Here is a 15,160-nt window from a genome sequence, read left to right on the forward strand (position 1 = left end):
GCCGACGCTGCTATTGTTCAGAAACACACGAATTACTGACAGTCGTTTCTGGTATACATTCTAGGCAAAATTGTTACAAAGCATATTAAAATTCGTGTAATCAATCATTTCCTGTGCTGTCAGTCATAAAATCATCGGCGATTTATGCAGGCTGTGGTTAGCGAAGATTGTCGTTTACGACGATTATAGTAACGCTGTCGCCAATAAAAAGGCACTGTGGCAGCAAAAGCAGGAGAAAAGAAGGACAACGCCCGGCTTTCCAATGGTAAACGGGCACGCGCAGCTCCGACGTGACGCCGGAGCTGCCTCTCAATCACGGCGTAAGACTGACGAAATAGCCCGGCTGGTAGTCAACCGGTAAAAACTGCTGATGAAGCTGGCGGAAGGTGTCGTCTGCATTGAGATCGCGGAATAAATCTGGGTGAAACCACTCTGCCAGTTGCTGAATCGCGATGAAATCATATGGGCCGTTGTAAAACTGATGCCAGATGGCATGGAACGCACGCTTCTGTTTGGCAATACTGTTGGTATAGGCCGGACGTCCCAGGAACCATTCAAGCCGCTTGCGCCCTTCCGTCATATCCTGTCCCGGCCCTAACCCAATCCAGCGCCCGCCGGGAACGAAGGCTTCAAAGTTGCCGCTGGTGATCACCACGACTTCCGGGTTTTCCACAATCACCTGTTCAGAATGCATCTGCATGAAGGTATTCGGCGCATTTTTCGCTGCCACATTGTCGCCACCCGCCAACTGCACAAATTTACCAAAATTATCCCGACCAAACGTCAGGCAGCACTCATCGGTGTAACCACCCAGTCGTTCAATGAACACGCGCGGTGAACGCGGCTTTTTCGCCGCCAACACGTCGGAAACGCGTTTTAGCTGCGCCTCACGGAATGCCAGAAACGCGTCGGCACGCGCTTCCTGATGGAACAGCTGGCCGAACAGGCGCAGGGTCGGCGCGGTGTTTTCCAGTGGGTGATAGCGGAAGTCGACATAGACAATCGGAATGCCAACGCTGTCCAGTATCCGATCGTAACCCGCATCGACAATCGCCCGCTGCGCTTCAATGTTCATAATGATCACGTCCGGCTTAAGCGACACGGCCTGCTCCACGTCAAACGTGCCCTTTTCCGTGCCATCGAACGTCGGGATCGTCGCCAGTTGAGGAAAACGATCGCGATACTGGTGCCACGTAGCCGGATCGGACTGAATCAGATCGCGCCGCCAGGCGACAATCCTTTTTGCCGGATCTTCCCTGTCGAGCATGGCGACCAGATAAAGCTGACGTCCTTCCCCCAACATCACGCGCTGCACTGGCGTGTTGACTCTCACCTCACGCCCTAACACATCCTTGATGACGGTTGAGGTTTGCGCGGTTTGTTCGGCCTGCCCCGTCAGCGGCGACAGGCCAACTATCAACAGCGCACTCAGCAATAACCGACGGCAATGTTGCCGCGTCCAACGATTACACATTTTCGATATTTCCCTTCGTCGAGAGAGAGTCATGTTTTTCCGCCTGTCTCCGCAAGCGTCGTAGCAGCATCAACGAGACCAGGAAGGTCACCAGATAAGCGGCACCAACGCAGAAGAACAGCGAACGTAGTCCGGGGGAGTAGAGAACCAGTCCGCCCAGAGAAATGCCCAGAATCGAGGCAAACTGGCTGACGCTTTGCGCCACGCCAAGTAGGTAACCCTGCTGCCGGGCTCCAGCCGCACGGGAAATCAGCGCCATCAGAACGGGCGTCGTCGCCCCCAGTAGCACGCCCCACAGGAAATAAAGCGGGATGAAAATCGCAATATTCAGCATCGTGGCAGCCGTCAATGTCACGATGGAACAGGCCAGCATAACCACACACAGACGGCTCAGCGTCTGCGACAGCGAAAGGTTTTCAAAATAGCGCGCCCACAGCGATGCAGAGACAATCACGCCGGTCGCCTGTAAGCCATAGCACAGACCGATAACCCACTTATCCACCTGAAAGAAGCCGTCCATATAGAGGGAAAACGGCGTTTGCGGAATCATGCGGCTGGTCAGCAGCAGGCCAGAAATCAGCAATAGGCCGGGGATCGGCGACAGCGCCCAGAGCCGCTTACCGGATACCTCTTTCGCCTGTACGTCCGCAAACTGTGTCGTTGGCACCGCCGGGGCGACATGCGGTAGGAACAGCGCCACGGCGATGCCACACAGCGCGCAGAGGATCGCGGCACTCAGGTTGATCCAGAAGAAATTCAGGTAATCGAGAATCAGCCCGCCGACAATCGCCCCCAGCAGCGATCCCGCGTTGGTGGAGACCTGAAGCCAGGCAAACAGCCGCGTACGCTGTAGCGGGCTGACCACCGCAACGCCGTACGCCTGCGCGGGTGCAATATAGCCCGCACAGGCACCTTGAATAAAACGCAGCGCGACTATCGTCCAGATATCATTGGCCCATGCCAGCCCAAGTTGGGTCAACGCCAGCCCGAACAGCGCACGGATCATCATGGCTTTGTTGCCCAGCCGATCGCCCATCCGCCCCCAGAAGGCGCTGGTCAGCATAATGCCCAGCATCGGCCCGACGTAGACGGCAATCCCTGCGATACTCAGTTCCGCACCGGACGACATGCTTTCCAGATGCAGCGGCCAAAACGGCCCGCTCATCTCCATCGCTCCCATCGCCACCAACTGCACGACAAACATAAAGTGGATGATGAATGCCACCTGCCCACTCAAGCGCATGCGTCAGCTCCTTCTGCTTTCACGGTATTACCTCGTCTCACTTCAGCCACTGTACCGGAAAATAGTCAGGGCGATCCTGCGTGGACGCGCCCATGTAATCACTGCCCCCGGTAGGCTTCCTCAATCATTCCACCAACATAGCGGTTGCGGCAAAGCTAAACGAGTTTCTCATCGCTATCTCCTTAACGTTCGGTTCCTGAAAAACGCCTATCCTTAGAAATCAACTGCGACGGACAGCATCAGCGTCCGCGGCGTTCCTTGCGATACCGTGCTGAACGACGTCACGCCAGACCAGTAATTGCGGTCAAAGGCGTTAAGCACATCGGCACGGAACGTAGTCGGTGCGTTATAGATGCGCGTCTTGTAACGCGCGCCGAAATCAACGGTGGTCCAGGAAGGAATAGACTGGGTATTGATGGTGTTGACGTTCTGCTTCCCGTTATGGGTGACGTTGGCGTTGAGCGTCAGATCGCGCAGGAACGGCAGGTCATATTCCACGCCGGCGTTAGCCTGAAAACGCGACGTACCTGGCGCGCGCTTGCCCTGTGCTCCCGGCGTCACGCTTTTGGTCAGCTCAGCATCCAGCAGCATCACACCACCAGTCAGACGCAGATCTTCCAGCGGTGAGCCGACCACATCCAGTTCGATGCCCCGATTGCGCTGCTCGTTGGCCTCAATAAATTCACTACCCAGGCCGTTAGCCAACGCACCGCTCGGCTTGGTGATCTGGAAAACGCTCAGCGTGGAGATCGTCCCCAACGCGTCTACTTTCACCCCGGCTTCGTACTGTTTGCTCTTATACGGCGACAGCACCTGACCTGGATTACTTGCATTTGCTGGCGCAATATCCCCTTTGCTCAGCCCCTCAATGTAGTTGGCATAGAGCGAGACGTGCTGCCAGGGCTTCACTACCACACCCACCATCGGCGTTATCGCATTTTTGTCGTAGGACGATGATGGCGCACTATTGCCGGGAACAAAGTTATCCGACTTGATCTGCTGATAGCGCAGCCCACCCGTCACTTGCAGTGCATCGTTCCAGAAGCCGAGTGTATCCGCCAATGCGATACCCGATAGCGCGGTGGAAGAGCGTTTATACACGCTTGGTGGAGCGGCGACATTCTGTGCGGGTGAAGAAACCGGATTATAAATATTCGAGTTAATCGCTGTTCCGTTGCCAATACCGGTTGCCTGACGATCGCGATAGTAGCTGGTCTGGGCAGACAGTTTGTGCGTCACAGAGCCCGTTTCCACATCTGCCCGAACGCCCGTCGCCAGCGTGTAGCGACTGGTAGTAAAGCGATAATTCCCTACGGCGGAACTCACATCACCATTGTTATTCGTGACCTGCGGCACCTGTTCCGACAGTCTGCTCACGTGCGCGCTGGAACCGCCCAGATCGGTAAACCAGGTGACGTTATCCGCCAGATCGTATTCGGTATGCAGCAGCACCGACTGATCTTTGGAATGCCAGAATCCCCACGGCTGGGAGATATTGTTATTACCGTCTGGCGCATCAGGCACGGTCACGCCAGCCGCAAACGAGTAAGGCCGCGACGGCGCGCGGGTTTTCAGGTGCTGGGTGATGAGATCCAGCGTGGCGCGGAAGCGTTCTGAGGAGAAATCCAGCCCCAATGCGCCGACCTGTGTGCGCTTGTCGCTGCCGTCCCACACGGTGTCGCCGTAGCCATAGTTACCGTTAAAACGGACACCAAGCAGATTGTTATTGTCCAGCGCATAGACGCGGGAAATATCCGCATGCTGGGTGAGCTGGGAATCGGACTGCCAGCTGGTGGTGAGACGGGTCAGATTGCCCACGGTGGTCGGACGTTTGGTGACAGCATTAATCACCCCACCCACGCTGCTGTTAGGCGACAGCCCATACAGCAGCGCCGACGGCCCTTTCAGCACCTCAACCCGCTCAATGTAGTCGGTCATCAGTTGGTAGTTGGGTGCGACGCCATAAACACCGTTCATGGCGATGTCGCTCAGATTGCCTTCATTGAGCGGGAAACCACGAATGTAGTAGGAATCCAGCAGACCGCCCTGCGAACTACTGACTCGCACCGAGGCGTCATGCGCAACTACCTGTCCCAGCGTCTGCGCCTGTTTGTTTTCAATAAACGACGACGTCATGTTGCTGACGTTAAATGGCGTATCCATGACGTCCTTTTTGCCTAACAGCCCGGTGCTGGACGCACGCGCCGACATGCCGCCCGCCACCAGCCCCTGCGTAGCCTCAGCGTCTTTGGCTTCAACCACAATAGTGGAATCATCGCGCTCTCCCGTTGCAGCCTGCACGGGTATCGCGATGCCGCTCAACACAGCCATTGCCATCGTGACGGCGGTGGCCAACGCGGAGGGAATAGGAAAACGGGTTTTCCCAGTAGACGGAGTGAAGTTCTTCCTGGTGTTCATCAACAAAGTTATCCATCTCAAAATAAGAAGTGAAAAAGATGTTCCCGCTTCTCAACCTATGAGGCAGGAACATCGCCATACATCACGATCCCTTGCGGGTTTATTTCCCTTCGGTGAAGAAGGGGTTGTCTGGGTCGTGCTGAATTCGGTAGTCGCGATATTCCTGGATGTACATCCGCAGCAGCGCACGTGTAGGTGTACCCGTCGCCGAAATCGCGGATTAATCGCCACTGCGTGAAATATTTTTGCCCATCCTGCGCCATGGCTTCAGCCCCCCAGACACCGATAGCGCCGGGCATGGGTATCATTACGGATGCGGTTAGCCACATCTTTTTTCGAACCATTAATGCCGCTTTCTTCAGGGTGAAAATCGAAACTATCGCGGAGTAAATCAATCAACCGATCGTGGCTGGTGACGGGAAAAAACGAGCCATCTGAATTAAGAGGATAAACATTTACATTATTAATATAAGTGTTTACTGGTGCCGACAAAATATTATCAACGTGCCACTCATCGTTGCCTTTCCGCAAAATCAGCGTTTCTTGATTGGAATTATCCGCAATAAAAATCAGGTTGTTACGATTCAAAATCCCTCCTCAAAAAAGCAGCGTCTCATACCGATAAAACAAGTCATCATTAATTGCATTAACGTATAAGAAGGTGTCATTAGAAATCGGACAACACGTCCCGAAAAAATAATAAAGACGTTGTAATAGATAAATTTAAAAATAATGAACGGAAACCTAGCATATTACCCATTCAAATGTAAATAGGTATCATCCTCATTCGCAACCAATTGGTTACATTTTAATAAAATTGCTTTAAATCAATGAATTAATAGAATATGGCGGCATCAACCACGCTAAGATCTACATCTTCATGCTGAATAATGCCCCCAATCGCTTTCGGCATGCTGTTAGAGGAGGTACCGATACCGTGATATTCGATTAGAAGATGCTGTTCATATTGATGAAAAAACAAATCCAGCGGAAATATTATTCAGCGGCATAAAAAAGACACTACCGTCTCTGAAGTCAATTACAAAAAACACATAAATTTAAATAAACTGAGTTCAATGGCGCATAGACTCTAAATAATTCGAGTTTCAGGCAGGCGGCAAGAGAAAGAGTCCCGATGAGCTTACTCAAGTCAGTTATTCGGGTGACAAATCTGCCAGGAGCAGATTTGAACGCGGCTTGCAGCGGCACTTTAGGGCGAGTATTTGAGCGCAGCCAACGCACATGCAACTTGAAGTATGGCGAATATAGTGAAGATATCGAGTCACTGAATAGGCTCAATAATAAAGAGGGATTAAGGCGTAACGAAACATTAAGAAATAAAATAGTCAAATGGGAAATTGTCTTACCCAAAATAGAATCTGAAAAAACACTGAATGAAGCGAGGAAAATGATAAATCGCAATAAGCCAGAAAACGTAAGTACTATTGCGATCGCAAAATGCCGGTGACTAAACCTGCTTCAGGCGGCGTCGCATTTTTCACGTCGACGATAAATAAGCCCAGTGTGCGCTGGGCTACGCTCATGACTTAACGTAATCAATCGAATTGACGAACCACTCGCGCGGGCCATCTGGCGTATTCACAGTGAATTCCTCATCAACCGCTTTTTTCAGCATCGCACGCGCCATCGGGGAGTCAATCGAGATATAGTCTTTATTGTCACCGTAAATTTCGTCCGGGCCGACAATCCGCAAGCGCTTCACATCACCTTGCTCATTTTCGATCTCTACCCAAGCGCCAAAAAATACGCTGCCGTCCTGCTGCGGCGAGTAATCAACGATTTTCAATTCCGTCAGGCATTTTCTCAGGTAGCGCACACGCCTGTCGATCTGGCGTAACAAACGCTTATTGTAGGTATAGTCCGCATTTTCTGAGCGATCCCCCAAACTTGCTGCCCAGGAAACGATTTTGGTAATTTCCGGGCGCTTTACATTCCAGAGATGCTCATGCTCTGCCCGCAGTTTGTCATACCCCTCGCGGGTAATCAGATTGGTTTTCAAGTCGTTAACCCCGTTAGGTGCTTAGTGCATACCACGTTCTTCACTATTCCCAAGCGCAAAAAATCACGCGTTCATTACACAGATTTACAGTTTTGGCTAATAATCTATCAACAGACATAAATATGTCATTTCTATCCCGTACTTTTAGCCACGGAGAGCTACGGAGAACGATTTATGTTTAGCTTAGACGCCATTCTGCAAGATCTTGCCCCGCATCGCCATACACCACCCTGGCAGAAAACGGTTTTGCGTTCTCTGCTATTTGAAAATGAAATGCAGCAATTTGCCCGGCGTTACCCGCATTTGAAAGGATTGGATCTGGTCGAACAGATTCTTGATTACTTCAACTTCAATTGTGAAATGGTCGAAGGGGATTTAGAAAATATCCCCAGTCAGGGACCTGTGGTGTTGGTTGCCAACCACCCCATTGGCTCACTGGATGGTCTGGCGCTACTGCGCACCGTCGCCAGCGTCAGGCCCGATGTTCGCATCGTCGCCAGCCAGCTCCTCTCTTATGTCGCCCCACTTAAAAATCTGTTTTTTTCCGTCGATAACTTCAATAACCGTACCAAACGCCAGCAAATCAGCGCTATCCAGCAGCATCTGGAAGGCGACGGCGCGATCATCGTGTTTCCGGCTGGTGAAGTTTCACGCGCCAGCCTGCAAGGAATTCGTGACGGTCACTGGCATAATGGTTTTATCCGCATGGCGAGCAAAGCCCGTGCGCCCGTAGTTCCGATTCATATCGGCGGACGCAACAGTGCGCTGTTCTATCTCTCTTCCATGGTTTATCGCCCGCTGTCCACCCTCCTGCTGGTCAGAGAAATGTTCGGCCAGCGCGGACAAACTCTCAAGCTGCGTATCGGTGCCAGAATTCCCTATACGTCCTGGAGCCAGGGCGAATGGAACGCCAACGATCTGGCAGCCCGCTTCCGGCGACACGTTTATCGATTGGGACAAGGGAAACCCGGCTGCTTTGCCAGTGAGAAGCCTATCGCGCTGGCCGAAGATCGCGTGCTCCTGAAACGTGCGCTGTCAGAATGTGAAACGCTGGGCACCACGCCGGATGGTAAAGTGGTCTATCTGTATCGGCGCGGTGAAGAGGATTATGTACCGCTGTTGCGTGAACTCGGACGTTTGCGGGAAATCGCCTTCCGCGCCGTCGGTGAAGGCTCCGGTCAGCGCCGCGATCTGGACAGCTATGACGATGACTACCTGCATCTGATTCTGTGGGATGACCGCGAACTGGAGATCGTCGGCGCTTATCGTTTTGTCTCAACGACCAGTCTGATTGCCGAGAAGGGCAAAGGCGGCCTCTATAGTCATAGTCTATTCCAGTACGGTGACGAGATGGACCCGATATTGGCGTCAGGCATTGAACTGGGGCGCAGTTTTATTCAACCCAAATATTGGGGTAAACGCGGACTGGATTATCTCTGGCTGGGTATTGGTGCTTATCTGGCACGCTATCCAGAACACCGCTATCTGTTCGGTCCGGTATCGCTTTCTGGCACTTTGCCGCCTCATGCACGCGATTTACTGGTTGCTTTCTATCGCCTGCACTTCACGCCTGACCAGCCGCTGGCAACCTCGCGCCGCCCTTATCCAGCCTCGCTGCCTGACGTGCTGAAGCAGTTTGAAGGAACAGACTATCAGCAGGATCTCACACGGTTGAAAAGCATGCTCAGCAATATGGGGTGCGCCATTCCAACGCTCTACAAGCAGTATTCGGAACTGTGTGAACCCGGAGGCGTGCGGTTTATCGACTTTGGCATCGATCCCGACTTCAATAACTGCATCGACGGCCTGGTGCTTGTCGACCTGCAACAGCTGAAAGCATCACGCTATCAGCGCTATATCGCCCCTTTTACCAGCGATAGCGCTTCTTAATTGATCGGTGCGCTCGCCTCTACAGGGGCTAGCGCACCACACTTCTATTCATGAACACCATAGCCCCGCATATTTTGTCTCTCAGATCACACATTTCATACGAAATCCCATTTGCCGTAATTTACGTGATCAACTGAACGCTTTTACTGCCGATATTAAAGATATTCTTATCTATAGGTTTTTAAATGCGGGAGTCGACGATGTATCCCGAAAATGAAAAACATGGCAATAAAACCCTGTCATTACTTGCATCAATTACGATAGCAAGCCCCCTCCTTTATGCCTTCGTAGCATGTCAAAAAATTAAGGATGTTTATGAATATGCTGAACAGAATCAAACTCGGTAACATGCTGGGTATGGGATTTACTCTGGTTATCATCATCAGTTTGCTGGTCGCATTCTTCGGACGACTCCAGCTGGTTGGGCTGGGTAACGACATCAACCGACTTTCCGGCACCACGTTAGCCAACATGCTACTCATTCAAGAGGTTAAAGCCGGTTTTGATGCCAATGCCCGTCTTATCCGCAACATTGCGCTGAGTACCGACCCCGAGAAAATTCGGCAGGAAAAACAGTTTGTTGACGAACAAATCGCCCGCAATACCGCCAATCTGAAAAAACTCGGACAACAGTTAGATACCGAGGGCACCAGCGCACTGCTGAAACAGTTTCAGGACACGCGTCCACCGTACCTTGCGGCTTTTTTGAAAGCCATAGAGCTGGTGCAATCCACCGACCCACAACAGCGCCAGCAGGGTAGCGCCATTATTCTTAACGAGATGCAAACCGCGCAAAACGCGCTATTCAAAGTGCTGGATGCGATGACAGCCTCACAACAGCAGGATACCAATGAGATTGTCAGCCGTGCGCAGAATAATGCGCAATCCGGCAGCGTTATCATGCTGATTCTCTCCCTTGCCGCCACCGCGATGGCCGCTGTCGTGGCATGGCTGATCACCCGTACATTGAAAAAACAGCTGGGCGGCGAACCGCTGTACGCAACCCACGTTGCCCGGCATGTAGCCGAGGGCGATCTGGCCGTCGACATCGATATAAAACCGGGTGACCACAGCAGCCTGTTAGCCACCATGCACCACATGAGTAATAGCTTGGGCAATATCGTCGAACAGGTGCGACAAAGCAGTGAGGCGATCGCTTCTGGCTCCAGCCAGATCGCTGCTGGCAGTGAAAACCTCAGCCAACGCACAGAAGAGCAAGCTGCCAGTTTGCAGCAAACCGCCGCCTCAATGGAGCAGATGAGCCAGGCGATTCGTCAGAATGCGGATACCGTGCGTAACGCCACCCGCCTCGCCAGCCAAACCAGCGAAACGGCGACAAAAGGCGGTGAGGCCATTAGCGATATCGTTGTGACGATGAAAGAGATCTCCGCCAGTTCGCATAAAATTCGCGATATTATCAGCGTGATTGACGGTATCGCTTTCCAGACCAATATTCTGGCGTTGAATGCGGCCGTTGAAGCCGCCCGCGCTGGCGAACAGGGCCGCGGCTTTGCCGTCGTCGCCGGAGAGGTTCGTTCTCTGGCACAGCGCTCCGCCTCTGCCGCTAAAGAGATTGCGGTACTGATCAATACCAGCGTCGAAAAAGTCGAAGCAGGCAACCGTCTGGTCGAAGAAACAGGTAGCACCATTGATGAGCTGGTCAGTCAGGCACGCAATGCCGCAACGTTAATCGGCGAGATTGGGACAACCACGCAAGAGCAGGAATCCGGCATTGCACAAATTCATGATGCAGTTAACCAACTCGATCAGGTCACACAGCAGAACGCGACGCTGGTGGAAGAGTCTGCCAATGCAGCAACCAGCCTGCGCGAACAGTCTGCCCATCTGGTGACACTCATGAACCATTTCCGCCTGCGAGGTATGTCAGCAGCCCGTCCAACGCCGGTGGCAAAGGCAGTACAACCGGCCCGCTTAGCGCTAGCCCCTGTCGGTAACACACAGGATAACTGGGAAAAATTCTAGCGTATTTCGCCTGTCCCCCTGATGCCCCAACATCGGCATCAGGGGGACATCGTACTAGCCTTTCATTTGAGAAGCATAATCCCGGCGCGGCTGCCCAGTGTAAATTTGCCGCGGGCGATAGATGCTGATGTCCTGCTGTTTGTGCATTTCATCCCAATGCGCAATCCAGCCGATCGTCCTGCCAACGGTAGAAATAACCGTAAACATGGATGGCGGTAGACCCATCGCTTTCAGAATAACCGACGTATAGAAATCGACGCTGGGATAAAGTTTATTTTCCAGAAAATAGGCATCGGTCATAGCGATATGTTCCAGCTCCATCGCCACCTGTAACAGGCTGTCTTCCATACCCAATTCACCCAGTACCTCGTAGCAGGTTTTACGCAGAATCGCCGCACGTGGGTCGAAATGCTGGTAGACCGAGTTACCGAACCCCATCAGGCGGAATGAATCACAGCGGTCTTTTGCTCGTCGTACAAATTCAGGCACGCGATCGACCGTTTTAATCTCTTCCAACATGCGCATACAGGCTTCGTTCGCCCCACCGTGCAGCGGCCCCCACATCGATGCCAGCCCGGCGGCAATGCAGGCAAACGGGTTAGCGCCAGAAGAGCCAGACGCTCTAACCGCCATCGTGGACGGGCATTGACCGTGGTCAGCATGCAGAATCAGAATGCGGTTCATCGCCCGTTCCAACACCGGATTAACTTCATACTTCTCTGCCGGAATCGAAAACAACATGTGCAGGAAGTTGCCGGTATAGGAGAGGGAATTTCGCGGATAAACAGAAGGCTGCTCGATGGAGTATTTGTAGCACATCGCCGCCAGCGTCGGCATTTTTGACAGCAGTCGCACTGCCGCTAGCTCGCGGTGCTCCTCGTTATGAATATCCAATACATCGTGATAGAACGCGGCCAGCGCCCCGACCACCGCACACATTAGCGCCATCGGATGGGAGTCACGGCGAAAGCCGCTGAACATCCGGGTAATTTGCTCATGAACCAGCGTGTGCCGGGTAATGTTGTTGGCAAATTCTGCATATGCCTCCGGTGAAGGCGCGTCGCCATGCAGCAGGATGTAACAGACTTCCGTAAAATCGCACTGCTCGGCAAGCTGTTCGACAGGGAAGCCCCGATGCAGCAGCACGCTATTCACTGCATCAATATAGGTAATCGCCGACTCGCATCCTGCCGTATTGGCAAAGCCAGGATCATAACTGCATAGCCCGTGTTCACCGAGTGGGCGAATATCTACCGCCTCTTTCCCCAATACGCTGGAACGCATTTCCAGCGCAATACTCGCCTGCCCTTCTGCCGTCAACGTGGACGTTCTGACTGTCATGAGTCCTTCTCCTGCCCGAATAATGATGGTGTTCCCGTTCGCTTTCACGGCCTTCTGGATAGATCATTCCGTGCTACACACCCGGATTAAAACAACACTCAATTTACAAAGAAACAAGCCAACGTATTTCATACGCTAAAATTGTGGATGGATTGCAAGAATCTGATGGAATATTGATTTAGGTAAAGATTGTTACGCTGAACAGCGCGAGATCGTCCACACTTTCCAGATGGCAGCGGCTGGCATTTTGCACGCTCAATCCGTATAACTGTCCTCACTTATTTCACCCACTCACTTGATGACGACTGATATCAGACCCATGAATGATTCATTAAGCCACATTATCGCCAGCGAATTGCAGGCGCGCACGGAGCAGGTAGACGCGGCAGTCCGCCTGCTGGACGAAGGAAATACCGTCCCTTTTATCGCCCGTTACCGTAAAGAAGTGACCGGCGGACTGGATGACACCCAACTGCGCCAGCTCGAAACACGCCTCGGTTACCTGCGTGAACTGGAAGACCGTCGCCAGACTATTCTGAAATCCATCGATGAGCAGGGAAAGTTAACTGAGCAGCTCGCCACCGCCATTAACGGCACGCTGAGCAAAACCGAACTGGAAGATCTCTACCTGCCGTATAAACCGAAACGCCGCACGCGCGGGCAGATTGCGATTGAAGCCGGTCTGGAACCGCTGGCCGACAGCCTATGGCAAGACCCAAACCAGGAGCCGGAGCTGACGGCACAGGCTTATATCCATGCCGATAAAGGCGTGGCGGACGTGAAAGCGGCGCTGGACGGCGCACGCTACATTCTGATGGAACGCTTTGCCGAAGACGCCACGCTACTGGCAAAAGTGCGTCACTATCTGTGGAAAAACGCCCATCTGGTTTCCCGTGTCGTGGAAGGGAAAGAGGAAGAAGGCGCGAAGTTCCGCGACTACTTTGATCATCACGAACCGATTGCTCAGGTGCCTTCACACCGCGCACTAGCGATGTTCCGTGGTCGTAATGAAGGTGTGCTGCAACTGGCGTTGAATGCCGATCCGCAGCACGAAGAAGCGCCGCGCGAAAGCTACTGTGAGCAGATTATTATCGATCACCTGAATCTGCGGCTAGGCAATGCGGCGGCAGACAGCTGGCGACGCGCCGTCATTAGCTGGACGTGGCGCATTAAAGTGCTGCTGCACCTTGAAACCGAATTGATGGGCAGCGTGCGTGAAAAAGCCGAAGACGAGGCGATCAACGTCTTCGCCCGTAACATGCACGACCTGCTGATGGCCGCGCCTGCAGGTATGCGCGCCACCATGGGTCTCGATCCCGGTCTGCGTACTGGCGTAAAAGTCGCGGTAGTCGATGCCACCGGCAAGCTGGTCGCAACCGACACCATTTATCCGCATACCGGTCAGGCGGCTAAAGCGGCTCCAATCATCGCCGCGCTGTGCCGCAAATATCAGGTAGAACTGGTGGCGATTGGTAACGGCACCGCCTCGCGTGAAACCGAGCGTTTCTTCCTCGATACGCAGAAACAGTTCCCGGAGATCAACGCGCAGAAAGTGATCGTCAGTGAAGCCGGCGCGTCGGTGTATTCCGCCTCTGAGCTGGCCGCACTGGAATTCCCCGATCTGGATGTATCGCTGCGCGGTGCGGTGTCTATCGCCCGCCGTTTGCAGGACCCGCTGGCAGAATTGGTGAAGATCGACCCGAAATCCATCGGTGTAGGCCAGTATCAACATGACGTGAGCCAGAGCCAACTGGCGAAGAAACTGGATGCGGTGGTCGAGGACTGCGTAAACGCCGTCGGCGTTGATCTCAATACGGCCTCTGTTGCACTGCTGACGCGTGTCGCAGGGCTGACACGTATGATGGCGCAAAATATTGTGACCTGGCGTGATGAGAATGGCCGCTTCCACAACCGTGAACAGTTGCTGAAAGTCAGCCGTCTGGGGCCAAAAGCCTTTGAACAGTGCGCGGGCTTCCTGCGTATCAACCACGGCAATAACCCACTGGATGCCTCCACCGTTCACCCGGAAGCCTACCCTGTCGTAGAACGGATTTTGGCCGCAACCGAGCAGGCGTTGCAGGAGCTGATGGGGAATCCCAATGCGCTGCGTAACCTGAAACCGTCGGATTTCACCGATGAGCGTTTCGGCGTGCCGACGGTGACTGACATCATTAAAGAGCTGGAAAAACCGGGTCGCGATCCGCGCCCCGAGTTTAAAACCGCCAGCTTCGCCGAAGGCGTAGAAACCTTAAACGATCTGCTACCGGGTATGATTCTGGAAGGCGCCGTCACCAACGTCACCAACTTTGGCGCGTTTGTGGATATCGGCGTCCATCAGGACGGCTTGGTCCATATTTCATCGCTGGCCGACCATTTCGTCGACGATCCACACAAAGTGGTGAAAGCAGGCGATATCGTGAAAGTGAAAGTGATGGAAGTGGATCTGCAACGTAAGCGCATCGCGCTGACGATGCGGCTTGATGAGCAGCCGGGTGAAACATCATCACGCCGTGGTGGTGGCAATGCCCGCACTGATAACACGACCTCATCACGTCAGCCAGCAGGTAAATCACGCCCTCGTCCAGCAAATGCACCTGCTACAGGCAATAGCGCGATGGGTGATGCGCTCGCTGCCGCCTTTAAAAAGCGCTAATCACCTCATGCCGATCGTTTAAGCATCGAGGTACACGGGGCAGGCATCCCTGCGGGAACCTCCCCCTGTGTTTCCCCTAATAACGGGCTTAAGTGATCGGTATTAGCAAATCGCCATTCTATACCCCAAATAATTCGA

Annotated in this window: 10 protein-coding genes; 4 read left to right on the forward strand and 6 right to left on the reverse strand. The window is 53.2% G+C overall.

What is annotated here, in order from left to right:
• Positions 1-313: 313 nt before the first annotated feature.
• The 4 genes from EDI29_RS16680 to EDI29_RS16695 form a co-directional block, all read right to left on the reverse strand.
• Positions 314-1,474, reverse strand: a complete 1,161-nt coding sequence (locus EDI29_RS16680) for an ABC transporter substrate-binding protein (RefSeq protein WP_137741777.1) — start codon at positions 1,472-1,474, stop codon at positions 314-316.
• Positions 1,467-2,717: an MFS transporter gene (locus tag EDI29_RS16685; RefSeq protein ID WP_137741778.1), complete on the reverse strand. Its 1,251-nt coding sequence runs from the start codon at positions 2,715-2,717 to the stop codon at positions 1,467-1,469. The genes EDI29_RS16680 and EDI29_RS16685 overlap by 8 nt, the downstream gene beginning before the upstream one ends.
• Positions 2,718-2,930: 213 nt before the next feature.
• A complete protein-coding gene (locus EDI29_RS16690) occupies positions 2,931-5,135 on the reverse strand; it encodes a TonB-dependent receptor (protein WP_137741779.1) in 2,205 nt (734 codons plus the stop codon).
• Between the two features lie 267 nt (positions 5,136-5,402).
• Positions 5,403-5,723, reverse strand: coding sequence for a hypothetical protein (locus EDI29_RS16695; protein WP_137741780.1), 321 nt, complete (start codon positions 5,721-5,723; stop codon positions 5,403-5,405).
• Between the two features lie 547 nt (positions 5,724-6,270).
• On the opposite strand from EDI29_RS16695, the gene EDI29_RS16700 reads away from it, so the two are divergent.
• Positions 6,271-6,603, forward strand: coding sequence for a hypothetical protein (locus EDI29_RS16700; RefSeq protein WP_137741781.1), 333 nt, complete (start codon positions 6,271-6,273; stop codon positions 6,601-6,603).
• A gap of 72 nt (positions 6,604-6,675) precedes the next feature.
• Here EDI29_RS16700 and greB read toward each other — a convergent pair whose 3' ends face one another.
• Entirely contained in the window at positions 6,676-7,155 is a 480-nt protein-coding gene (greB, locus tag EDI29_RS16705; protein WP_137741782.1) for a transcription elongation factor GreB, read from the reverse strand.
• 174 nt (positions 7,156-7,329) lie between these two features.
• On the opposite strand from greB, the gene olsF reads away from it, so the two are divergent.
• Complete coding sequence (gene olsF, locus EDI29_RS16710; protein ID WP_137741783.1) at positions 7,330-9,045, forward strand: bifunctional ornithine lipid synthase OlsF; 1,716 nt, start codon at positions 7,330-7,332, stop codon at positions 9,043-9,045.
• A 315-nt stretch (positions 9,046-9,360) separates the two neighbouring features.
• A complete protein-coding gene (locus EDI29_RS16715; protein WP_137741784.1) occupies positions 9,361-11,028 on the forward strand; it encodes a methyl-accepting chemotaxis protein in 1,668 nt (555 codons plus the stop codon).
• A 54-nt stretch (positions 11,029-11,082) separates the two neighbouring features.
• Here the strand turns inward: EDI29_RS16715 and EDI29_RS16720 are convergent, their stop codons facing one another.
• On the reverse strand, positions 11,083-12,369 hold the full coding sequence (locus tag EDI29_RS16720) for a citrate synthase (protein WP_137741785.1): 1,287 nt from the start codon (positions 12,367-12,369) through the stop codon (positions 11,083-11,085).
• A gap of 319 nt (positions 12,370-12,688) precedes the next feature.
• Here EDI29_RS16720 and EDI29_RS16725 point away from each other — a divergent pair, with 319 nt between their 5' ends.
• Entirely contained in the window at positions 12,689-15,022 is a 2,334-nt protein-coding gene (locus tag EDI29_RS16725) for a Tex family protein (RefSeq protein WP_137741786.1), read from the forward strand.
• Positions 15,023-15,160 lie beyond the last annotated feature (138 nt).

It is taken from the genome of Pectobacterium polonicum (assembly GCF_005497185.1).
GTDB classification, from domain to species: domain Bacteria; phylum Pseudomonadota; class Gammaproteobacteria; order Enterobacterales; family Enterobacteriaceae; genus Pectobacterium; species Pectobacterium polonicum.